This is a genomic window from Rossellomorea vietnamensis, from assembly GCF_008180615.1.
In the GTDB taxonomy this organism is placed as follows: domain Bacteria; phylum Bacillota; class Bacilli; order Bacillales; family Bacillaceae_B; genus Rossellomorea; species Rossellomorea vietnamensis_D.
The window spans coordinates 1-22,699 of the sequence record NZ_VTEH01000002.1 but is presented as its reverse complement, the minus strand read 5'-3'; the positions used below and the strand labels follow the sequence as shown (position 1 = coordinate 22,699).

At 41.2% G+C, this 22,699-nt stretch carries 21 protein-coding genes; 18 read left to right on the top strand and 3 right to left on the bottom strand.

Going from position 1 to position 22,699, the window contains the following annotated elements; all coding sequences use genetic code 11:
- The first annotated feature begins 295 nt into the window (after positions 1-295).
- From alaS to greA, 8 genes are all read left to right on the top strand, one after another.
- Positions 296-2,929, top strand: coding sequence for an alanine--tRNA ligase (gene alaS, locus FZC79_RS03495; protein WP_148945488.1), 2,634 nt, complete (start codon positions 296-298; stop codon positions 2,927-2,929).
- Between the two features lie 80 nt (positions 2,930-3,009).
- Positions 3,010-3,276: an IreB family regulatory phosphoprotein gene (locus FZC79_RS03490; RefSeq protein ID WP_113927454.1), complete on the top strand. Its 267-nt coding sequence runs from the start codon at positions 3,010-3,012 to the stop codon at positions 3,274-3,276.
- Between the two features lie 3 nt (positions 3,277-3,279).
- A complete protein-coding gene (ruvX, locus tag FZC79_RS03485; protein WP_148937760.1) occupies positions 3,280-3,696 on the top strand; it encodes a Holliday junction resolvase RuvX in 417 nt (138 codons plus the stop codon).
- A 13-nt stretch (positions 3,697-3,709) separates the two neighbouring features.
- On the top strand, positions 3,710-4,000 hold the full coding sequence (locus FZC79_RS03480) for a DUF1292 domain-containing protein (RefSeq protein WP_148945487.1): 291 nt from the start codon (positions 3,710-3,712) through the stop codon (positions 3,998-4,000).
- Positions 4,001-4,158: 158 nt separating this feature from the next.
- Positions 4,159-5,292: an endolytic transglycosylase MltG gene (mltG, locus tag FZC79_RS03475; RefSeq protein ID WP_148945486.1), complete on the top strand. Its 1,134-nt coding sequence runs from the start codon at positions 4,159-4,161 to the stop codon at positions 5,290-5,292.
- Positions 5,293-5,494: 202 nt separating this feature from the next.
- On the top strand, positions 5,495-6,130 hold the full coding sequence (locus tag FZC79_RS03470) for an O-methyltransferase (RefSeq protein WP_148945789.1): 636 nt from the start codon (positions 5,495-5,497) through the stop codon (positions 6,128-6,130).
- A gap of 84 nt (positions 6,131-6,214) precedes the next feature.
- A complete protein-coding gene (udk, locus tag FZC79_RS03465; RefSeq protein ID WP_148945485.1) occupies positions 6,215-6,850 on the top strand; it encodes a uridine kinase in 636 nt (211 codons plus the stop codon).
- A gap of 251 nt (positions 6,851-7,101) precedes the next feature.
- Positions 7,102-7,578, top strand: a complete 477-nt coding sequence (gene greA / locus FZC79_RS03460) for a transcription elongation factor GreA (protein ID WP_148937757.1) — start codon at positions 7,102-7,104, stop codon at positions 7,576-7,578.
- A gap of 1,141 nt (positions 7,579-8,719) precedes the next feature.
- On the opposite strand, the gene yunB is transcribed toward greA, so the two are convergent.
- Positions 8,720-9,472 carry a sporulation protein YunB gene (yunB, locus tag FZC79_RS03455; protein ID WP_148937756.1) on the bottom strand — a complete coding sequence of 251 codons (753 nt, stop codon included), beginning with the start codon at positions 9,470-9,472 and terminating at the stop codon, positions 8,720-8,722.
- 530 nt (positions 9,473-10,002) lie between these two features.
- Here yunB and FZC79_RS03450 point away from each other — a divergent pair.
- Positions 10,003-11,760: a peptidoglycan D,D-transpeptidase FtsI family protein gene (locus tag FZC79_RS03450; protein ID WP_148945484.1), complete on the top strand. Its 1,758-nt coding sequence runs from the start codon at positions 10,003-10,005 to the stop codon at positions 11,758-11,760.
- A gap of 117 nt (positions 11,761-11,877) precedes the next feature.
- The gene (locus tag FZC79_RS03445) at positions 11,878-12,690 is read left to right on the top strand and encodes a YrrS family protein (RefSeq protein WP_148945483.1); all 813 of its coding nucleotides are present in this window, start codon (positions 11,878-11,880) and stop codon (positions 12,688-12,690) included.
- A 343-nt stretch (positions 12,691-13,033) separates the two neighbouring features.
- Here the strand turns inward: FZC79_RS03445 and FZC79_RS03440 are convergent, their stop codons facing one another.
- Positions 13,034-13,237 (bottom strand): DUF2536 family protein, encoded by a 204-nt coding sequence (locus tag FZC79_RS03440; protein ID WP_148945482.1) that lies wholly within the window; start codon positions 13,235-13,237, stop codon positions 13,034-13,036.
- Between the two features lie 324 nt (positions 13,238-13,561).
- Between FZC79_RS03440 and mtnN the strand changes: the two genes are divergently transcribed.
- From mtnN to FZC79_RS03415, 5 genes are all read left to right on the top strand, one after another.
- On the top strand, positions 13,562-14,257 hold the full coding sequence (gene mtnN, locus FZC79_RS03435; RefSeq protein WP_148945481.1) for a 5'-methylthioadenosine/S-adenosylhomocysteine nucleosidase: 696 nt from the start codon (positions 13,562-13,564) through the stop codon (positions 14,255-14,257).
- Positions 14,258-14,377: 120 nt separating this feature from the next.
- Positions 14,378-14,629 (top strand): YrhC family protein, encoded by a 252-nt coding sequence (locus tag FZC79_RS03430; RefSeq protein ID WP_148945480.1) that lies wholly within the window; start codon positions 14,378-14,380, stop codon positions 14,627-14,629.
- A 498-nt stretch (positions 14,630-15,127) separates the two neighbouring features.
- Positions 15,128-15,265 (top strand): YrzI family small protein, encoded by a 138-nt coding sequence (locus FZC79_RS22945; protein WP_187442628.1) that lies wholly within the window; start codon positions 15,128-15,130, stop codon positions 15,263-15,265.
- Between the two features lie 43 nt (positions 15,266-15,308).
- Positions 15,309-15,446 carry a YrzI family small protein gene (locus FZC79_RS03420; protein WP_148945478.1) on the top strand — a complete coding sequence of 46 codons (138 nt, stop codon included), beginning with the start codon at positions 15,309-15,311 and terminating at the stop codon, positions 15,444-15,446.
- Between the two features lie 44 nt (positions 15,447-15,490).
- Positions 15,491-15,628, top strand: a complete 138-nt coding sequence (locus tag FZC79_RS03415; RefSeq protein ID WP_148945477.1) for a YrzI family small protein — start codon at positions 15,491-15,493, stop codon at positions 15,626-15,628.
- 982 nt (positions 15,629-16,610) lie between these two features.
- Here the strand turns inward: FZC79_RS03415 and sigK are convergent.
- The gene (gene sigK, locus FZC79_RS03410; RefSeq protein ID WP_148945476.1) at positions 16,611-17,327 is read right to left on the bottom strand and encodes an RNA polymerase sporulation sigma factor SigK; all 717 of its coding nucleotides are present in this window, start codon (positions 17,325-17,327) and stop codon (positions 16,611-16,613) included.
- A gap of 195 nt (positions 17,328-17,522) precedes the next feature.
- Between sigK and FZC79_RS23760 the strand changes: the two genes are divergently transcribed.
- From FZC79_RS23760 to ltrA, 3 genes are all read left to right on the top strand, one after another.
- Positions 17,523-17,657, top strand: coding sequence for a hypothetical protein (locus tag FZC79_RS23760; protein WP_286365352.1), 135 nt, complete (start codon positions 17,523-17,525; stop codon positions 17,655-17,657).
- Between the two features lie 378 nt (positions 17,658-18,035).
- Positions 18,036-18,821, top strand: a complete 786-nt coding sequence (locus tag FZC79_RS03400; RefSeq protein ID WP_148945474.1) for a phosphatidylserine decarboxylase — start codon at positions 18,036-18,038, stop codon at positions 18,819-18,821.
- 1,953 nt (positions 18,822-20,774) lie between these two features.
- A complete protein-coding gene (gene ltrA / locus FZC79_RS03395; protein WP_187442651.1) occupies positions 20,775-22,604 on the top strand; it encodes a group II intron reverse transcriptase/maturase in 1,830 nt (609 codons plus the stop codon).
- Positions 22,605-22,699: the final 95 nt, after the last annotated feature.

Below are 22,699 nucleotides of genomic sequence, written 5' to 3'. Positions count from 1 at the left end.
AAACATTAACCAAATCGACGAAAGATCGAGTATGTTATAGCCCATCTGAGTGCTTCGCGCACGGAAGAGAGGAATTTCCCCGGCTGAAAGAAATTCCAGATGAAGGATAACAGAACGCTAATCCAGAGTGCAGCAAACCTGCCGTTCGCCGCGTTAAGGCTCCAGAGTGATGAATTCAATTGTTGAATTCATAACCAGGGTGGTACCGCGAGCAAGCTCTCGTCCCTGACCAGGGATGGGGGCTTTTTTGTATGCTTTTTTGGTTGAAATTGAAAAAATGAAGGAGGAAATTCACTTGAAATCATTGACAGGTGCAGAAATCAGAAGAAAGTTTCTAGACTTTTTTAAAGAAAAAGGCCACAGGGTTGAGCCGAGTGCATCACTCGTTCCTCATGAAGATCCGTCTTTACTGTGGATCAACAGTGGTGTCGCAACATTGAAGAAATATTTTGACGGCCGCGTGGTTCCTGAAAACCCGCGTATTGTAAACGCTCAAAAATCAATCAGAACCAATGATATTGAAAACGTCGGGAAAACAGCCCGCCACCATACTTTCTTTGAAATGCTTGGCAACTTCTCCATTGGCGATTACTTTAAAGTGGAATCAATGGAATGGGCATGGGAATTCCTTACAGATGAAAAATGGATAGGGTTTGATCCCGAGAAGCTGTCAGTGACAATCCATCCTGAAGATGAAGAAGCGTTTGAAATCTGGAGAGATAAAATCGGCGTGCCTGCTGAAAGAATTATCCGGATCGAGGGTAACTTCTGGGATATCGGAGAGGGGCCAAGCGGACCGAACACCGAAATCTTTTATGACCGCGGACCCCAGTATGGAGATGACCCGGCGGATCCTGAATTATATCCAGGCGGCGAAAATGACCGTTACCTTGAAGTGTGGAACCTGGTATTCTCTGAATTCAATCATAATCCTGATAACACGTATACTCCGCTGCCGAAAAAGAACATTGATACTGGAATGGGTCTTGAAAGGATGGCATGTGTCGCTCAAGGAGTTCCGACTAATTTTGATACAGACCTTTTCATGCCGATTATTTCAGCTGTAGAGAAGGTTTCCGGAGAAAAATACCGCACCGAGGATCAGAAAGATGTTGCATTCAAAGTGATTGCCGATCATATCAGAACCGTTTCATTCGCTGTGGGAGATGGAGCACTTCCATCGAATGAAGGCCGCGGCTATGTTCTAAGAAGGCTCCTGCGCCGTGCGGTAAGGTTCGCAAAGCAAATCAATATCAACCGCCCGTTTATGTTTGAGCTGGTTCCGGTTGTTGCAGAAATCATGGTGGACTTCTACCCTGAAGTGAAAGAGAAAACAGAGTTCATCCAGAAAGTGGTCAAAAACGAGGAAGAACGTTTCCATGAAACCTTGAATGAAGGTCTTACCATCCTTTCTTCTGTAATTAAAAAAGAAAAAGACGAAGGGAAAACAGTTGTTTCCGGAAAAGATGTTTTCCGCCTTTATGACACATATGGATTCCCTGTCGAACTGACAGAAGAGTACGCAGAAGAAGAAGGCATGAGTATCGACCAGGAAGGCTTTGAAAAAGAGATGGAGCTTCAGCGCGACCGTGCCCGTTCTGCCCGCCAGGATACCGGTTCTATGCAGGTTCAAGGCGGAGTATTGGGAGACATCAAAGTTGGAAGTGAATTTGTTGGTTACGATGAACTTCAAGCGGCTTCCAAAGTTGAAGCAATAGTCTTTAACAATGAGCTGGTTGAAAAAGCGGAAAAAGGTGCTGAAATTCAGTTCATCCTGGATAAGACTCCATTTTATGCTGAAAGCGGTGGGCAAATCGGAGACAGAGGGGTGCTACTGGCTGATGGCGTAAAAGTTGCTGTCAAGGATGTCAAGAAAGCTCCTAATGGCCAGAATCTTCACAGTGCTGTTGTAGAAGAAGGTACACTGAAGCAAGGCCAGGAAGTAAAGGCAGTGGTGAATGAAGACTCCCGCAGTAAAATCATCAAGAACCATACAGCTACTCACCTATTGCACCAAGCGCTTAAAGACGTGCTCGGCGGACATGTCAACCAGGCTGGATCACTAGTGGAACCGGATCGCCTCCGCTTCGATTTTTCTCACTTCGGAAGTATAAGCTCTGAGGAAATGGAAAAGATTGAAGCAATCGTCAATGAACAAGTGTGGAACAGCATTTCAGTAGGCACGAATTATAAATCACTGAAAGAAGCAAAAGAAATGGGCGCAATGGCTTTATTTGGAGAGAAATATGGGGATACTGTCCGTGTAGTCTCTATCGGGGATTTCAGTCTTGAACTTTGCGGGGGCTGCCATGTCAGCAATACATCCGCAATCGGCCTGTTCAAAATTGTATCAGAAAGCGGGATAGGGGCAGGAACACGCAGAATTGAAGCGGTGACTGGAGAAGGTGCCTATAATCTCCTCAATGAACAAGTCGGCATATTAAAACAAGCTGCTGATAAGGTTAAATCCAAACCAAAAGATATCGTCTCCCGAATCGACAGCCTTCTTGCTGAAATGAAGGATCTGCAGCGCGAAAATGAATCACTTTCCAGCAAGTTATCCAACATTGAAGCCGGCAGTCTGACAGACCAGGTGAAAACAATCGAAGGAGTGAATGTCCTTACAGCTAAAATCGCTGGAGGGGATATGAATACCCTTAGAAACATGGTCGATGATCTTAAGCAAAAATTAGGGTCGGCTGTAGTAGTGCTGGGGTCTTCACAGGATGATAAAGTCAGCATTACCGCAGGGGTGACTAAAGATCTGATCGAAAAAGGATACCATGCAGGAAAGCTTGTAAAAGAAGTTGCAGGAATCTGCGGCGGAGGCGGCGGAGGCCGTCCGGATATGGCTCAGGCAGGCGGCAAGAATCCCGAAAAATTGGATGAAGCCCTGAAGTTTGTAGAAGAATGGATCAAATCCGTTTAAATCGACACTAAAGTGGTGTACAATGAAGGTAATAAGACAGGTTTGCCAGAATACACCAAGCCTAAAGAGAGGTGCGAAATATGAGCTCTTTTGATAAAACAATGCGATTTAATTTTTCGGAGGAACCATTTGAACAGGATGTTAACGAGGTCTTGCTCCAGGTTCACAATGCTTTGCAGGAAAAAGGATATAATCCAATCAATCAAATTGTAGGTTATCTGTTATCTGGAGATCCTGCGTACATTCCCAGACATCAGGATGCACGTAACATCATCCGCCGCTTAGAGCGGGATGAGATCATTGAAGTGCTGGTGAAATCTTATTTAAAGCAGCACAAAGAGGGGTAAAACATGCGCGTTATGGGACTTGACGTCGGCTCGAAAACGGTCGGCGTAGCAGTAAGCGATGCGATGGGCTGGACAGCCCAGGGCATCGAAACGATAGCCATCAATGAAAACCAATCAGAATTCGGCCTGAAGCGGGTGGATGAGCTGATCAAGGAATATGAGGTTGACAAGGTGGTTATCGGTTTCCCGAAAAATATGAACAATACTGTAGGTCCCCGGGGGGAAGCATCACAAAAATATGCGAAACTCCTGGAGGACAAGCTCGGTGTTGCAACAATTTTATGGGATGAACGCTTAACGACTATGGCTGCGGAAAGAATTTTGCTTGAAGCAGACGTAAGCAGGAAGAAACGCAAAAAAGTAATCGATAAAATGGCTGCCGCCTTTATCCTGCAAGGGTACTTGGACAGCCAAAAATAAGAGGTGTATAAAAATGGAACATGGCGAAAAGCAAATTACAATTATTGACGAAGAAGGAAATGAACAGCTTTGTGAGGTATTGTTCACTTTTGAATCAGATCAATTCAATAAATCCTATGTACTTTACTATCCGTTAGGTGCGGAAGAGACTGAAGAGGAAGAAATCGAAATCCATGCTTCTGCATTCTCTCCAGGAGATGAAGGCGAAGAAGGAGAATTGAAGCCGATCGAAACAGAAGAAGAGTGGGACATGATCGAAGAAATGCTTGAGACGTTCCTTGACGAGGAAGAAGAAGAAGAATAAGAAGCACCCATAAAAGGGGGCATTCTGAAAAAGGGAAGAAGATTCCTTTTTTGCAGAATGTCCTCTTTTTTTGGGTGGAAAATGTAGTATAATATAAAAGATGCATGTCGAATTTTAAGGGGGAACCCCGTTTTTTGCTCGAGAGGGGGAAATATGAAATGAACGAAAATAAAAAATCAAAAAGAGAGATTCTCTTATCCAAACTAATAGAGCGAAAAGAAGAAGCTAAAGTCATACGGAAAATTGTAGGATTTATCGTCCTTGCCTTGTTTATCATCATTGGGGGAACAGCTGTCGGAGGCTATTTATATATTAAATCAGCGCTAAAGCCAGTGGACGAAGATAGTAATAAGTCCGTTAACGTGGAAATCCCCATTGGTTCCGGGGTGACCTCCATTGGAAATATATTAGAAGAGAACGGTATCATTAAAAACGCCCATGTCTTTAAATACTATGTCAAATTTAATAATGAGTCAGGATTCCAGGCTGGAAACTACGATCTTACGCCTGCAATGACATTAGATGAACTCATTAACAGCTTGAAAACAGGAAAAGTCATGATGGAGGCAGAATTCAACATTACAGTTCCAGAAGGTTACCAATTGGAGCAGATAGCTGAAAAGATTGCCGAAAAATCTCAATATGAAACAGAAGAAATCGTCAAGAAATTGGATGATAGAAGTTTTATTGAAGAACTTATCGGGAAGTATCCTGACCTGTTGATAGAAGAGGATATCCTCCATGAAAATGTCAAACATCCGCTTGAGGGCTATCTCTATCCTTCTACCTACCCTTTCTATGAGGAAGAACCTTCGTTGGAAACCATCATTGAAAAGATGATTTCCCAGACACAGGATGTGCTGACTCAATACGAAGCATCCAGGGCAGACAGGGAGTTTTCAGTCCATCAATTGCTGACTTTGTCTTCTTTGGTAGAGGAAGAAGCAACAGAAAAGGCTGACCGCGGCAAAATAGCGAGCGTGTTTTATAATCGTTTAGAAAAAGAAATGCCGCTGCAGACGGATCCAACCGTTCTTTATGCTCTCGGTGAACACAAATCCAGGACACTATATGAGGATCTTGAAGTAGATTCTCCCTATAATACCTATCAGAATCAAGGACTTCCGCCTGGACCAATCGCCAATGCAGGATTAACATCCATTGAAGCTGCACTTCAGCCGGATACTACGGAATATCTCTACTTCCTGGCTTCCAAGGAAGGAACAGTTTATTATTCTGAAACGCTGGATGAACATAATGAGAAAAAGGCGGAATATATCACTTCTGAATAATAGTGCAAAAGAGGAAAGTTATTCGCTTTCCTCTTTTTTATGTGATAAAATAGTACAAGTGTTTTTTAGATAAACATAACAAACTTTATTAATAAATCAGGTGGAAAGCTTGCGGGCTTTCTACTTTTATGTAGGCTTACAGCTGAGGCAGCCAGACTAGTCAGCGGAATCGCCTCCTAAAGCAGGAAAGTGAGTGAATATCTTGGATAATGCTGTTAATGGTTATATTGAGTCATTAATAAAGGACCGCAGCGAACTGTTAAGCGAGATGGAAACTTTTGCCGAAGCAGAAGGCGTACCCATCATGGAACTTGCGGGTATTGAAACCCTGCTCCAGCTTTTGAGAATACAAAGACCGGCGAGAGTCCTTGAAATCGGCACGGCAATAGGCTACTCGGGGCTAAGAATGGCTGAAGCCCTTCCGGATGCTGCGATTGTGTCGATTGAAAGGGATGAGAACCGTTATAAGCAGGCGTTGCATTTTATTGAACGTTCTCCACAGAATGATCAGCTCGATATCATTTTCGGCGACGCATTGGAAACAGTCCAGGAGGCAGAATCGAAGGGGCCGTTTGATGCCTTGTTCATCGATGCAGCGAAGGGACAATACCAGAAGTTCTTTGATCTCTATTCACCTTTCCTGGCAGAGGGCGGAGTCATATACTCTGACAATGTTCTGTTTAAAGGAATGGTGGCAGAGGAAAATGTAGAGAATAAGCGAATCCGCAATATGGTCAAAAAGCTGAAAAGTTACAACGATTGGCTGATGAATCATCCTGACTATCATACGGTTATCATCCCAGTGGGTGACGGGCTGGCTGTCAGCAGGAAAAAATAACATAGACACTAAATTACGCCAATGAATGGCCCGCTGGACATATGCGGGTCTGCAGCACGGAGATGAAGGGAGTTCCACTATTCAATGAAACACAAGCCAATTGTTATCGGTGTAGCCGGAGGATCGGGGTCTGGAAAGACAAGTGTAACCCGCTCTATATATGAATCATTTCAAGAACATTCCATCCTGATGATCCAGCAGGATTATTATTATAAAGATCAAAGCCACCTGCCTTTCGAGGAAAGACTGAAAACGAATTATGACCATCCATTGGCTTTCGATAATGAGCTGTTGATCAAGCATCTCATGAAGTTATTGAAAAACGAAAGCATTGAAAAGCCGCTTTATGATTACAAGATGCATACTCGTTCAGACGATACTTTACTGGTTGAACCAAAGGACGTCATAATTTTAGAGGGAATACTGGTATTAGAAGATGAAAGATTGCGTAACTTAATGGATATCAAGCTTTATGTGGATACGGATGCTGACTTGAGAATCATCCGCCGCATGCTTCGGGACATTAAGGAGCGGGGACGTTCCATTGATTCAGTCATTGACCAATACATCAATGTGGTACGCCCTATGCATAATCAGTTCATTGAGCCGACAAAGCGCTATGCGGATGTCATCATTCCGGAAGGCGGGCATAACCACGTCGCAATTGATTTAATGGTAACAAAAATTCAAACAATTCTTGAACAAAAATCATTTTTGTAATACGATAGCATAGATAAAAACATACAGCGATTTTCAAAAATGTTTATTATCCCCATGGATCAACCTCAAGAAAATATTCTTTTTAAGGGAATGGACAAAAGGTACAAGGAGTGACACCCGCCTTTCATGTCCATTCCCTGAATTGCAATAGAAGAATAAGCTGAGGCTGAATTCCCCAGCACAAGGTACACGCTTATGTACATAAAGGACCGGTGGGAGGTTCTTATACTTTTTATAAGGAGTGAAGTATTTTGGCAGCAGAAAAAGTATATCCAATGACAGCAGAAGGTAAAGAAAAGTTAGAAAAAGAATTAGAACAGCTGAAGTCCGTTAAACGTAAAGAAGTGGTAGAAAGAATCAAGATTGCCCGCAGCTTTGGCGACTTATCAGAGAACTCCGAGTACGATGCAGCGAAAGACGAGCAGGCATTCGTTGAAGGCCGGATTTCCACTCTTGAGAATATGATCCGCAACGCAAAAATCATCCAAGAAGACGAAATGAATTCCGACACAGTAACACTTGGTAAAACGGTTACATTCATCGAGCTTCCAGATGGTGACGAAGAGACTTATACAATCGTCGGAAGTGCAGAGGCTGATCCATTCGAAGGAAAGATTTCGAATGATTCTCCAATTGCCAAAAGCCTTCTTGGCCATAAGGTCGGGAGTAAAGTAAACGTCAATACTCCAGGCGGAGATATGAGCGTTAAAATTACAGCGGTTAACTAATATCATGTAAAAGTGGTGAGGGCTTGATTGCCTTCACCACTTTTTTAGTTATAAGTGGGAAGAACTATCCAGCTGGATCATAGGCTAGGGGCAACGAAACGGGGAAAACGAAAGATGATGTACTTTGCTCGGGAAGCGAGGAACATCAAAATGGGGAAAACAAAAGATGATGTACCTCGCTCGGAAAGCGAGGTACATCAAAACGGAAAAAACGAAAGATGATGTACCTCGCACGGGAAGCGAGATACATCAAAACGGGGAAAACAAAAGATGATGTACCTCGCTCGGTAAGCGAGGAACATCAAACCGGAAAAAACGAAAGATAATGTACCTCGCTCGGAAAGCGAGGTACATCAAAACAGGGAAAACAAAAGATGATGTACTTCGCTCGGGAAGCGAGGTACATCAAAATGGAAAAACCAAAAGATGATGTATCTCGCAAGGGAAGCGGGGTACATCAAAACGGGGAAAACAAAAGATAATGTACCTCGCTCGGAAAGCGAGGTACATCAAAACGGAAAAACCAAAAGATGATGTATCTCGCTCGGGAAGCGAGGTACATCAAAACGGGGAAAACAAAAGATGATGTACCTCGCTCGGTAAGCGAGGTACATCAAACCGGAAAAAACGAAAGATGATGTACCTCGCTTAGGAAGCGGGGTACATCAAAACGGAAAAAACGAAAGAGGATGTATCTCGCACGGGAAGCGAGATACATCAAACCAGGGAAAACGAAAGATGATGTATCTCGCTCGGGAGGCGAGGTACATCAAAACAGGGAAAACAAAAGATGATGTACTTCGCTCGGTAAGCGAGGTACATCAAACCGAGGAAAACAAAAGATGATGTACCTCGCTCGGTAAGCGAGGTACATCAAAAAGGAAAAAACGAAAGATGATGTATCTCGCTCGGGAAGCGAGGTACACTACCAAAACGGAAAAAATAAAAGATAATGTACCTCGCTCGGAAAGCGGGGTACATCAAAACGGAAAAAACGAATGATTATCTACCTCGCTCGGTAAGCGAGATACATCCTCCTTACTATTGTAGGTCTATACATATAAATAAAACCGGCTGCGATTAAGCAGCAGGATTTTTTCATTTTTTCAACTTCATATACTACGTTTTCTATAGCTCACCATTAAGGAGACAATTCAATAGATGGTGAAGCGCCCTCACCTGATCCGTTATAAAATTCCGGTACTTTTCCTGGAATAAATAAATCGCCGACTTTAATTTTATTTTTTATTACTATGGTTTCGGTGCGTCTTGGAATAATGACATTCATCTCAACAGAAATGTTAATGTAGACCTCCATATAAGTATTATTTATTCCTAATTCTCTTGCGGCGGTTGCAACACTGGATTGGACATCCCCGATGATTTCAAATTGAACGGGAACTTGCGGGCCCAGATTCGAAAGTAAAGTATTATTGGTTGCTAATCCGAGGGGTATATAATAAACAATTCCTTTTTTCTCCTTGCTCTCCTCATAATCAATATCAATTCCGGATTTAAATGATTGCAGTTTTTCAAATTCTCCACTTTCTACATAATCCAAATATTGCTGAACTCTTTCGGTGGATTCTGCAATGACCCTGTTATATATAGTAGGGTCGAAGCTATAGGCAGTTCCATCATTGGCTTCATGTTTCACAATCAACTTATTGATATCTATTCCTTCGGCAATCTTTTTTGAAATAGCATCATTGATGGCTTGAGCTGCTATTTGCCGGGTACGCGTTTCGGCGATCTCAATTAAAGCGGGTTCGATTCCTTTATTAATGATAAACAAGCTTTGTGAGGTTAAAAAAATAAATATAACGAGAGATATCAGGAATACATATCTGAGCGGCAGAGGAGCGGCACCTTTTCTTTTTATTTTTTTGTACAACTTAAACACCTCTCTTCATACAAAACATATGCAGTAAGTCCATAATTATTTCTTTATAAAAGGCTGTTTTCGCATATATTGTTGTTTTAGAAAAATTCACAAGAGCCGGATTTTCTCAGGATACTAAGAGTTTTATATCTTATCGGTGAAGAGCAGCTCTTTTCTTTTCGTTTTTACTGTATATTTCCTTCTTGGTAATGATATTTCTTCGGAGTAGTATCCAATAGCAGCAAAGTTTAGGAAAAGAGCCTTATAAAACGGCTCGTTTTTTTGTACTAAGATTCTTTCTGCCGGCGCTCTTTTTGCATAAGAATGCGGCTAATCTTAGAACTGCATAGCCGGTTCGTGAAGAAGGAATTCTTTTAGCTTGCTTTTAGGAAACAGCCGGTCGTCCCTGCACAGATTTCTTCCTCCCTGGCTGAAATAGCAGCAATAACTCTGGCTGCTGATCCATGCGAAAATGCAGTGCTTTTATCAACTGAAGTATGTTTCTCCTCAAATCGTCAACAATGGTTACGAGGTGTTCTTAGATGAAAAAGAAGCGAATATACTTTTTCAGTGGTTTGGTTCTGCTTGGAATGGCAGGACTGCTGCTGAGGCTCGTTCAAATTCAATTACTGGAAGCAGAGTCTTTCTCTAAAAATCAAATTAATTTAATTGAAAATAGTGTGAATCAAAGAACTCAACAGCTGACCATAGATGAAGGCAGGGGTACATTCCTTGACAAGAACGGGGAATCTATCAATTATGAAAGCAAGAATGTTCTCATATTATTTCCTTTTTTAGCAAGAATGGATTGGGATGCAGCTAAAGTCGCAGATATCCTGGGGATTCCAAAACAAACACTGCACACTGAGATTGAAGAGGCAAAAGCTCCGTTTGTATATGGAGGCAAAACCCCATACATACTGAACGAAAACCAGATGAGTGAAATTAATAACTTAAAGCTGAAAGGTGTGTTTGCCTTGAAGCGCAAATACCCTAAGGAAGAAATCATTGCAGAGCAGTTAATAGGGTTGACTGGCGAAAATGAAGAAAGATTTCATGCCAGATATCCTGATAGAGTTAAAGGTGCTACTCAAAAAATTGGAATTTCCGGCCTGGAAAGATCCTTTGATGAGTGGCTGATAGCCGAGCAGGAATCAAAGTTGATTTATCATGTGGATGCGAGAGGAGGGCCGTTGTTCGGTGTTGATGTAAAATACTTGGCGCCTGCAAACCCTTTTTATCCTTTAAATATTGTGACAACGATAGATTCCACTTTACAAGAACAAATGGAAGAATTAATAGACCGGCACTCTATCAAAAAAGGAGGGGCTGTGCTCCTGGATATAGAAACAGGGGATATAGTAGCCAGCGTTTCCAGGCCATCCGTTCAAAAGGGCACACCTTTTCAAGATGATGGTGCTAAGAACCTGATGGCTTCAGAAATCGTGCCTGGTTCGGTCTTCAAAACCGTTGTGGCTTCTGCTGCGATTGATCTTAATCTTGTTAATGAAAATGAAGTGTTTAATTGTGATGAGGATATTTATGGTGTGCCTGCTGATAAACCGCATGGAACCATCAATATCAATGAGAGCTTTGCAGTCAGCTGCAACCGCACTTTCGCCGAAATTTCCAAAAACCTTACAGAAAAAAATGCGAGAACTCTTGACGATTATGCAGAAAAACTTGGCTTAATAGGGGATATTGGCTGGAAAGGGAGTGTCTTTCATTATGAAGACTTCCAGCAGCTCCAGATTGATAGTGGAAGAGTCTTCATTAATGATGATGAACGAAAAGATGCAAATTTTGCCGCTCAAACCGGGATTGGGCAAAGAGAAGTCCGTGTGACTCCAATCGGGGTAGCCAACATGATGTCTACCATTGCCAGAGGCGGCAGGAAGCAGAGCGTGAGGGTTGTGAGTGGAATAAGATATAAAAATGGTACAGAGTTGATAGACTTTCCTGTACAAAAAGAAGACAGCCAGGCTATTTCTCCCTACACAGCGATGAAAATGCAGCAATATCTCCGCAATGTTGTAGCAGGGGAATCTGGAACAGCTGCATTTCTGCAGACGTCTGCCTATGAGATTGCTGGGAAAACCGGAACAGCACAGACCGGCCAATATAGCGGTGATAAGGAACTATATAATAAATGGTTTGCAGGATACTTTCCGTTTGATAATCCTAAATATGCTTTAGCGGTTGTCAACATGGATGTCATGGAAAACGAAGGCGGTATTTATCCGGTGTTTAAAGATGTTACAGATATGATTCATCTATCCAAGGAAGCGGAAAACGAATAGGAAAACATTCTTATTTTTATCAAATTTCTTTTGATGAATTTATAAGCGTGATAGAATGGGTAAAAGAGAAAAAGAGCCTTCATAGAGGTATTATGAATTTAGAGGAGTGTAATTTGTATGCCGAAATATAATTCACGTTTAGATAAAAGGGCGAAGAAAAAATCAAATGTGATTTTAAATAGCCTGATAGGGGTTGTCCTGCTGCTGATCGTTGTGGTCGGTGCCACGATTTTTCTGGGGAATGACACAGAACAAGCAGCAGGAGACAGCTCAGCTTCCGATACTGATGTAGCAGACAGCAGTGCTTCTGAAGAAGAAGACGAGGAAACAGAAGAACCTGCTTCCACCGATGAAGACACTGAAGAAAATGAGGAAGCATCAGAGGACGAAAACTCTTCTGAAGAGCCGGAAACCGAAGAGGAATCTGATACTGATTCTGAAAATGCCGATGGAGAGACACCAGTCGCAGACGGTGAAGATCTAGCAAGCGATGAAGAGAGCAAAGAGCCAAAAGAAGAAAAAGAAGAGAAAGAAGAGAAAGACAAAAAGAATGAAGATGAAAAAGAAACATCATCTGATAATGGTGAAAAAATCGTCAAAAACAGTGACGAACCCAATGTAAAAAAGGAAATTGTAAATCCAAGCTGGAAGCCTATCGGTACTGAACAAACAGGAGAACATGTAGCAAAGTATGAGGAGAATTCAGCGGATTGGCAAGAAAAGGTTCAAGCTCTTTCTTATGCTACCGGTCTTTCTGAAGATAACATGACGGTTTGGTGGCTGGAAAGAAACGGCGGACCAGATAAAGCGATCGGTACTGTAGCACCTAAAGACCAATCGACGACTTACCGTGTATATCTTCAGTGGGTAGACGGAAAAGGCTGGAAACCTGTAAAAATGCTGGAACTTATTGAGAATGATAAAGACTGATAGAAAAATGCCCTGTACTGATTTTCAGCACAGGGCATTTTTTATTTAAGGCTCTGTTAGTTAATGGTGATGTTATTTATAAGCTGTATCCGTATAGATTTTAGCTGTTTAAAAGTAGGGGACTTCCGCTGCAGGCGCACGACTCCGTGGGGCGGGCGGTGAACCTCCTCGGCTTCGCCTGCGGGGTCTCACCTGTCCCGCTAGTCCCGCAGGAGATCAGATCGTGCGCCTTCCGCTCCAATCCCCCCGGGGTCAAATAACCCCTGTAGAATAAAGGAAAGCCCGCCTTTTTTCTCCAGGGAACATTTTCCTGTCGGGGCGGATCAAGGCGCTTGCGCTTTTTTTATTTAACTTTAAAATGAACTACAGCAGAATACAGGCGGTGGCCTTTTTCATCAAGACTTACATTGTGGGAAACAGAATGGACAGCAAGCAGGATGCTTTTATTATGTCCGATCTGCTCGTTGATTTTTTTCTCTAATGTCTGCAGATCTCTTGCTTCAAAAAATTCAATTTTGTCCTGAATCAAATCAAATTCAATATTCATATGGGCCTCCTAGTAAAGTTGATAATTTTTTCATTTTTTATGAAGATTCATGCCTCTTGTACAAAGCAGCTGGAGTGGAAACAAACTCTTTTAGCAGCCGCCGCCCGGAAATCAGCCCTAGAACAAACCATCATTTCCTTCAGCCAGGATTCTAGTGTATAATCCATAAGCGAAATGTGGAAAATCATCATCACTTGGGTTAGAATAGCTACATTAAATAATTTTATAATACTAATTAGGCTATTAACATTGTCAGAAGGCTGGTTATAAAATTGACTCACATTATGAGTATACAATAAGGTGAATGAAATGAGGGTATCCAATATGAAAATTGCTATTATCGGAGCGATGGAAGAAGAAGTAAGACTGCTCAGGGAAAACATCCAGGATGCGAAAGAAGAGGTCATTGGCGGGAGTCAATATACATCAGGAAGGATGCATGATGTGGAGGTTGTCCTGCTTCGTTCTGGAATCGGGAAAGTGAATGCGGCTATGAGTACTGCCGTGCTTCTTGAAAGGTTCAAACCGGATGCGGTGATCAATACCGGTTCTGCAGGCGGATTTGATGCGGACCTGAATGTGGGAGATGTCGTCATTTCCACTGATGTCAGACATCATGATGTTGATGTAACTGCCTTTGGTTATGAGTATGGACAGGTTCCACAGCTGCCTGCAGCTTTCACAGCAGACCAACGATTGAAAGAGACAGCTGCCCAAAGTGCGAAAGAAACATCTGATGTCAAAGTAGTGTCAGGACTGATTGCTACAGGAGATTCGTTCATGAATGACCCTGCCCGTGTGGAAGCTATCCGTGATAAGTTTGATAATTTGCAGGCGGTTGAAATGGAAGCAGCGGCGATTGCTCAGGTTTCTCATCAGTTTGATGTCCCGTTTGTCATCATCCGATCTCTTTCTGATATTGCCGGAAAAGAATCACACGTGTCTTTTGATCAATACCTGGAAACCGCAGCAGTTAATTCAGCCAACCTGGTCATGAAAATGGTATCTAAACTAAAATAACCCAATGGCTTTCCCTTCTTTCCATACTTGGTGTGATTTACATGGATAATTGTCCTGCTTTCTGTGTTACAGTGAAAACAGACCTTTTTTGTAAATCCCAATGGAAAGAGGGGATCTTATTTGGAAACGATCAAAAAGAATATAAATGATAAAATTATAGATTATAAAAGATTTGCGTTTGTGCTGATATCGCTCAGTGTTTTTCTTTATCTTGGCGCGGTACTCCCAGTAGAAGAAAAAACACTATTTAAAACTTACATGCTCATGGGGGGAACGGTCACCATGCTGGGGTTCTCCGGACTCTTTTTCTACCAGGCGGCAAGGCTGAAGAAGAAGCTGACAGAAATGGATGATGAGCAGGTTAATATGTGAAACCAGACTGGAAAAGGGAAATCCCTTTCCGGTCTTTTTTGTGCACCATTTAGTGAAGTATGTGCATCGTTTCTCTCAAGCCTGCTTTGCTTCCGGGAAAAGGAATGTAAGAGTTTTTTATTTAATCTGGTATAGCATTCCAAAATCCCTTTTAATTGTCTGATAAAAAAATCTGGAAAAAAGGGCAGAAAAATGGTTTACATTTCCTGTTGAATTGGATATACTTACCTCTGTAAGGAAATAACATTCAGAAAAGGAGGTCGAATGAAATGATGAAAATCAAAGCAGTGCAAAAAGCAATCTCATCAACTGAATATTGTTTTACACATTCGATCGCCGGTGGATTGATTATTTCGTAATGGAATGAAACTACAATCAATATCATACCAAGCCGCGGGAGTGTGTACATTCCTGCGGCTTTTTTGTGTCTGCTGCAGGGAGGTATCTCTTTGCGGCTTTTTTTATGGTATGAACTATAAAAAAGAGGGAGGTGTTCGGATGACATTAAATATTTTTTTCTTGAGCGTTACCTTCAAGAAACAAAGTCGTTCCGTTGAAGAATGCAATCATGACTTGGCAGTATTCAAGCAATACGAGGAGTGCAAATTAAAGCAGCAAACCTTCAAGATGTTATAAGGATAGCAGCAAATTTTTCAAGAAAGAAATAGGGGGTGATAATATGACGCTGAATATTCTGTTCATAAGCATAACAGTCAAGAAACGAAATCGTTCTGTAGAAGAGTACGATCATGATGAAATCGTATCCAGGCACTACCAGGAAAACAGGTTAAAGCAAGATTCGGTCCGTTTGTACTAACATAAAGATGTCAGGCAAATCAATAAGAAAAGGGAGGTGTTCGTATGACGTTAAATATATTATTCATGAGCATAACCATTAAAAAGCATAAGCCCTCGTTCAATGAGTATGATCACGATCAGATGGTAACTAAGCAGTATGAAAAAAACAGATTGAAGCAAGAATCCGTTCGGTTATTCTAGAAAAAGAAGGAAATATAAAAATGGAGAGGAGAAAAACATATGGTTTTTTATCAGGTGAAACGTCTAAATGCAATCTGGGTGGAGAAAGACTCTGCATAACTATGCTGCAGACTCTGTTTCTCTTCACCAAATATAGAAGTTGTCATTGTTGAGAGTAAGATACTTAACACAAAACAACTATTTTTGGGAAGGTGAAATGTATGTTTTTGAATGTAACCCTTTTGACTTTGGTAATAAAAAGAAAAAAGCGAAAATAAAGAAATGCCCGAATGAGACTTTAATCTACTCGGGCATTTTTTATAGGTTTTTTCTATGTAACCATTTACTCTTCAGCGCCAGCCCTTTTGGTTAAATGCTCGAAGCTCTCTTCAACTATCTGCCTGACGGTGCTTAGCGTCGTGGATGTGTTCCCAAATAAATTTAAACAACCTGTTAAGAGGGGAGTGAACCATTTCACAAAGTTGTCACTGCATAGTAAATAACTGTTCACTTTCTCCCCGTTGAAGGAAAGTTTCTTGTAATAAAATAGAAGTAAGAAATAGAGTAATTCAAAACGAAGGAGTGGAGAACATGTTCTCAATGATTATGGGGCTATTGCTGACAACTGCCATTGGAATTATCATTGCTGCTGAAGTAAGCGTCGACTAATATTGGCGATCCATCGTGCTGAAGAGATGATCCTTGTGATGGTCTCTTTTTTTTACTCATTTCTCCAGCCATATGGCTTCCGCTTTAATAATTGATAATAATCTTACGAAAAGGAGCAGGCAGCCTCGTTGGCTGCCTGCTCTAAGATTAATAATTAGTCAGCGTTTCTGAATCCGGCGGCCGAGGGTCCGTACCACCGGAACGGACTCAGCCCCTCGGGGTCAAATGTTCCCCGGAGAAGAAAAGGAAAGACCGCCTTTTTTTCTCCAGGGAACATTTTCCTGTCGGGGCTGAAAGGGCCGCTTGCGCTTTTTATATTGCCGGCAGGTTTTGTTTATGAGGACTGCCTCTTCTCTTTTTCTTCACGGTAGAATTCATGAAACATCTTCATTAATGCTCTCTTCTCAATTCGTGATACATAACTTCTTGAGATGCCCAGTTCTTTTGCAATTTCCCTTTGTGTCTTTTCCTCTTTCATATCCAGGCCAAAGCGGCCGATGATCACTTCTTTTTCACGGTCGTCGAGCACGCATATATATTTTTTGACTTTTTCTAACTCCATGCTTAATTGGATGGTTTCAATAACGTCGTCTGCGTCGGATTTAAGGATGTCAATCAAACTGATTTCATTGCCTTCTTTGTCCTGGCCAATCGGGTCATGAAGAGAAACATCCTTCTTGGTCTTTTTCAAGGCTCTCAGGTGCATGAGTATTTCATTCTCGATACATCTTGCTGCATAAGTCGCAAGCTTTGTTCCTTTGCCTTCCGAATAGCTTTCAATGGCTTTAATTAATCCTATTGTACCGATTGAGATGAGGTCTTCCGGATCCTCTCCGGTGTTTTCAAATTTCTTGACAATATGTGCGACGAGACGAAGGTTGTGCTCAATGAGAATATTCCTTGCATTCTCATCGCCTTCAGCCATCTTTCTTAAGTATTTTTTTTCTTCTTGTGATGAAAGCGGTTGTGGAAAAGCGTTATTTTTCACGTAAGATACAAGAAAGATAAGCTCTTTCAGAAAATAGCCAATAGCAGTAGCGATCGCGGACATACTTTCACCTCCATTTAAGGACTTCAGCCTATAATGAATCATATGTTTAAAATGTTCTGTCCTTGCACGTCCTTACAATTTAGTTTGTTTTCCGAAAGGATTCTTTTGGAGGAGTAGAGAAATTTTTCGGCCTATACACGAATTTCCCAATCCGCATAAGATAGATATAACAACAAAGATAGGAGGGATTCCAAAATGGTCTACGGTTATCCGTACTATTATGCTCCTGTATATCCACCGAGAAGTTATGGGGGGTTCTACTTGGCTCTGGCTGTCGTCCTGATCATTCTGCTGTTCCTTTTCGGCTGCTGGCGATATTATCACTATTAGTTAGAGATTAAACCGGGTGAAAAGACAGCCCGGTTTTTTTGTTTTTGCTATCCGGGCTGACTGGGGCTTCCATTTTTGATGACGTCTAGTTCCAGCGCCTAGCCCCTAGGGGTCAAATAACCTCAAGAGAATAAAAGGGAAAAGCTCCTTTTTTTCTTGAGAACATTTGCCTGTTCGATGCTGAGCAAGGCGCTTTCACTTTTTATACAGGCAAGCCAAGGAGGCCGGGATTCCGGCCCGAGGAATCGTGATGCTGAACGGAAATCAGTTTCTTCCAAAATCCCCAATATTTACGAAAGCAGTCCTTTAAAAAAAGGTGGACGTTTCGGGACAAGTGTATAATAATAAGTACTACTATACATTGAAGGAGCTGCAATGGTGAGAAAGTTTTTTTATCGTTCTTTTATTGAACTGACAAATAAAAGGTGGACATCCTTTTTGCTGAGAAGATTTGTGCAATCAGGCATAAGTGCAAGGTTCATCCCTTCTTATATAAAAACCTTTAACATCAATATAGCCGAATTTGAAAAAGAGGCAGCAGCGTATCCTGATCTGCACTCCTTTTTTATCAGAAACTTAAAAGAGGGAATGAGAAGCATCGAGGGAGCGGAAGGTGATGTCATCAGTCCGGTGGATGGCATGCTTGCTGATACAGGAATAGTTTCCAAATCGCTGAACATGAAGGTGAAAGGAAAAGACTATTCAATTGAAGAGATGCTCGGAAGCAGCGAGAAGGCTGAAGCCTATGAAGGCGGACAATATATGATCTTGTATCTGAGTCCGGCAGATTACCACCGCATTCACAGCCCGCTGAGCGGCAGAGTCATCGATAGATGGGATCTTGGGCGCCATAGTTACCCCGTCAATGAACTCGGCCTCAAATATGGAGTCCGCACACTGGCAAAGAACTTCAGGTCAATGACTGAAGTAGACCATGGGACAGGCAGAATGTGCCTTGTGAAAGTAGGAGCGATGTTCGTCAACTCCATAGAGTATACTCACGAGGGTGAGAAATGGGAAAAGGGAGAGGAAGTCGGATATTTCTCTTTCGGATCAACCGTCATCCTTCTTTTTGAAAAAGGGAAATTCCACCTAAATGAAGAGTTAAAGGTCCCCGTGAAAGTTAAAATGGGCGGTCTCATTGGAAAGATATCGAGGAACTAACGGCTCCCTTGTCTTATTCGGGGAGTTTTTTTCTTGTTCACTAAGGGCGTGAAAATTACACGTGTTATATAAGCAGAGAATGCGTGAATGAGAAGGGGAAAGCAGCATTTACTGGTTGGTAAACTGAAAAATATGCTCTAAGAGAAAGACAAAAGCAGTGGATACTGGTCTATAAACCAAAAATTCCAATCTCCGAGAGAAGGATCAGTCAGATGAATTCCACCATCTTTTTCTATCTGAATAAAAGGCTCTTTTCGTAAACTTTGCTGCTGTTTTATTATCAATTTGTTAGATAACGCTATTATATTCTTGTAGCCAAAAGAAATGAGCGGCTCACCGGTCCAGAGAGAAATCTTAGTGTCCGAAGGTAGATACTGCTGAAAGCAATTAAAAGCGAATACAGTCTATTTAAAGTCTCTTTGCTAACTTTGCTGATATAGAATGCGCTTATACCATCATCATCCTTTACGTAGGAGGATTGAAGCGGAAGGCGTACGATCTCCTGCGGGACTAGCGGGACAGGTGAGACCCCGCAGGCAAAGCCGATGAGGCTCACCGCCCGCCCCGCGGAGTCGTCCGCCTGAAGCGGAAATCCATAATGATTAAGAAAGCCAAAATCTTTGCGAAAACAGGCAAATAAAAAAACAGACGATAAACGTAACGGGTTCGGTTTTGGAGTACAAAATGTCAAATAACAGCCCTATTCGCTACCCAAATAGCTGTATAATTTTCACTAAATTCACACTAAAAAACGCACAGTGATTGGTTATCTGTGCGTTTTTTATTCATAATAGAGGATTTTTTAAAGGTTTTATGGGATTTTATGTTAATATATAGATAAAGGGATTGTTCAATTAAAGGGCAGGTTAATTGTGCGAAATGTTTCTACTACAGCTGAGAGTGGTTACACATTACTCAGGTAAAAGGTAGACAATTCCTTATGGAATTGAAGGATTATATCGAAGAATCAAATGAAGAGGTAACGCTTGGAAGGGTTCTCTCTTAGTCGATTAGCACTGGATTTAGTAAGAAAGATAGTGTTAAGAGCTCGGTGAAAAGGCGTAAGAATTTACCGTATCAGCTAAAATGAGCTGACGAAAGCCTACCCGCGGGGGTGGTGTAAATCATGATGCTTGGGTTGATTGANTAATTGTGCGAAATGTTTCTACTACAGCTGAGAGTGGTTACACATTACTCAGGTAAAAGGTAGACAATTCCTTATGGAATTGAAGGATTATATCGAAGAATCAAATGAAGAGGTAACGCTTGGAAGGGTTCTCTCTTAGTCGATTAGCACTGGATTTAGTAAGAAAGATAGTGTTAAGAGCTCGGTGAAAAGGCGTAAGAATTTACCGTATCAGCTAAAATGAGCTGACGAAAGCCTACCCGCGGGGGTGGTGTAAATCATGATGCTTGGGTTGATTGAATATGGTGAGAATGCTTAAATGACCTAAAGAAAAGGTTAAGCTGACAAACTTCTGGATGTACGGGTCTATACCTGCGATACATAGAAATGTGTATATCACCAAATTGTGAGGTTAGATATGGGTGAGTAAGATTAATTAATATTAAAATCCATGATACGTTACAGGCGTATGAATGCTAACAGGCTTACAGGAAGCACCTAAGTTCAATCTATAATAGATATAATTCAACGTTGTAAGCTGATAACGTGGAGGGCTTACTCCTAATGAAACGGTGATAAGGAAAGCAATAATGATAATAGTTGTTGTATAACTTCTCTTTATATCAGTGAAAGTGGTGGCACAGTACCAATGAACGGTCTAATCAACCTGGAGGGATAGCCACTAGACTAATGAAGAATCATTCAACCATGTAAGACAGTTCTTTATCGAATAATAAGGTTCTTGTAAGACTAAAAGAGGTTCAACTCCTAAGGGAGTCACCGACTTGTTGAAACGGAAGAAACTGAGACACAATGAGTATTATGATATGCAAAGATACTTTGATAACTTGTATGCTCAAAGTGTTAATGGTCAAAATTTCTATGACTTAATGGATCTAATATGTTCCAATGAAAATATACGTCTTGCTTATCGAAACATTAAAGGAAATACAGGGAGTAAAACAAAGGGCACAGATAAATTAACAATTAATAATGTAAAGAACCTGACGGTTGAAGAAGTGATTGGAAAAGTTCAAGGTATGTTTGAAATGTATAAGCCACAAAAAGTAAGGCGTGTGTTTATACCGAAGGTAAATGGCAAAGTAAGACCATTAGGAATTCCGACCATTTGGGATAGAATCCTTCAACAATGCATCCTACAAGTTCTTGAACCGATTTGCGAAGCAAAATTTCACAATCACAGCTATGGATTTAGACAGAATCGAAGCACGCATGATGCGAAAGCTAGATTCGAATTTCTAATCAACCAAACAGGACTCTTCCACTGTATTGATGTTGATATAAAAGGTTTCTTTGACAATGTTCATCATGGAAAATTGCTTAAACAAGTTTGGTCATTGGGAATAAAAGATAAGAAGTTATTAGCCATCATTTCAAGACTTTTAAAAGCTGAAATCGAGGGTGAAGGTGTGCCATCACGAGGCGTTCCTCAAGGCGGCATTTTATCTCCACTTTTATCAAACATTGTCCTTAATGAACTAGATTGGTGGGTAAGTAATCAATGGGAAACATTTGAAAGTGATTTTAAATATAAGTTCATTGGCAGTAAATATCAAGCACTGAAAAAACGGTCTAACCTAAAAGAATGCTACATTGTAAGGTATGCAGACGACTTTAAAGTCGTCTGCCGTACTCGGACACAAGCCATTAAAATGAATTACGCTATCAAAGACTTTCTTAAAAAAAGATTACACCTTGAGACGAGCGATGAAAAGTCAAAAGTGGTGAACTTAAAAAAGAATTCGTCAGAATTCCTGGGGTTTTCTATGAAAGTTCAACGGAAAAAGAAAGCAAGGTTTGGGTACGTTGCGAAGTCCAATATGACGAGGAAAGCGAAATCGCAATCATTCTCTAAAATTAAAGATGCAATTAAGACTGTTCAAAAGAACCCTTGTGCCGAAACCGTCTGGCACTTTAATAAGGTTGTCATGGGAATCCAAAACTACTACGCTCCTGCAACCAACATCACAAATAATCTAAGTGAGTTAACCTCTCTGTTAAACAAGACTTTATACAATCGATTAAAGAATCTAAGAAAAGAAGCAAAATTCTCTGATATGACAAGTACACTACAACAACGCTATAAAGGGTATAAACCAAAATATTATAAGATTCAACAAATGGTTTTTGTCCCCATTTATGCCCAACGGCATAAAACAAATCTATGTTTCTCTCAAGAAATCTGCAATTATACAGCAGAAGGAAGAGATAAAATACACCATAACTTAAAAGCGATTGACAAAAGCGTACTTAGTTACATCATGAAAAACTTCATTCCTAATCGTACAATTGAGTACAACGATAACCGCATAAGTAAGTTCATTGCCCAATATGGAAAATGTGCCGTTACAGGTATTGAACTAGGCAAACATGATTGGCACTGTCATCATAAAGTCCCGTATCATCTCTCCAGAGATGACACGTACTCAAATTTGATTGTGCTGCATGAAATCGTCCACCGCCTGGTTCATTTAAAGGATATTGAAAAGATGAAAGATTTAATGAAAACTCTAGAGTTAAATAAAAAACAAATCCAAAAGGTAAATGAACTCCGAAAACATTGCGGAAACGACTCAATCATAAATTGGAATCAAAGTGCTTCTATTAATTACATAGAAATGAATGAATTGGATTAGTTGGGGCGCCGTATGCGGTGAAAGCCGCACGTACGGTGCTAGCAGGGGGAAAAGGGAGCGATAACTTCAAACCCTTACCTATCTGTCATGAATAA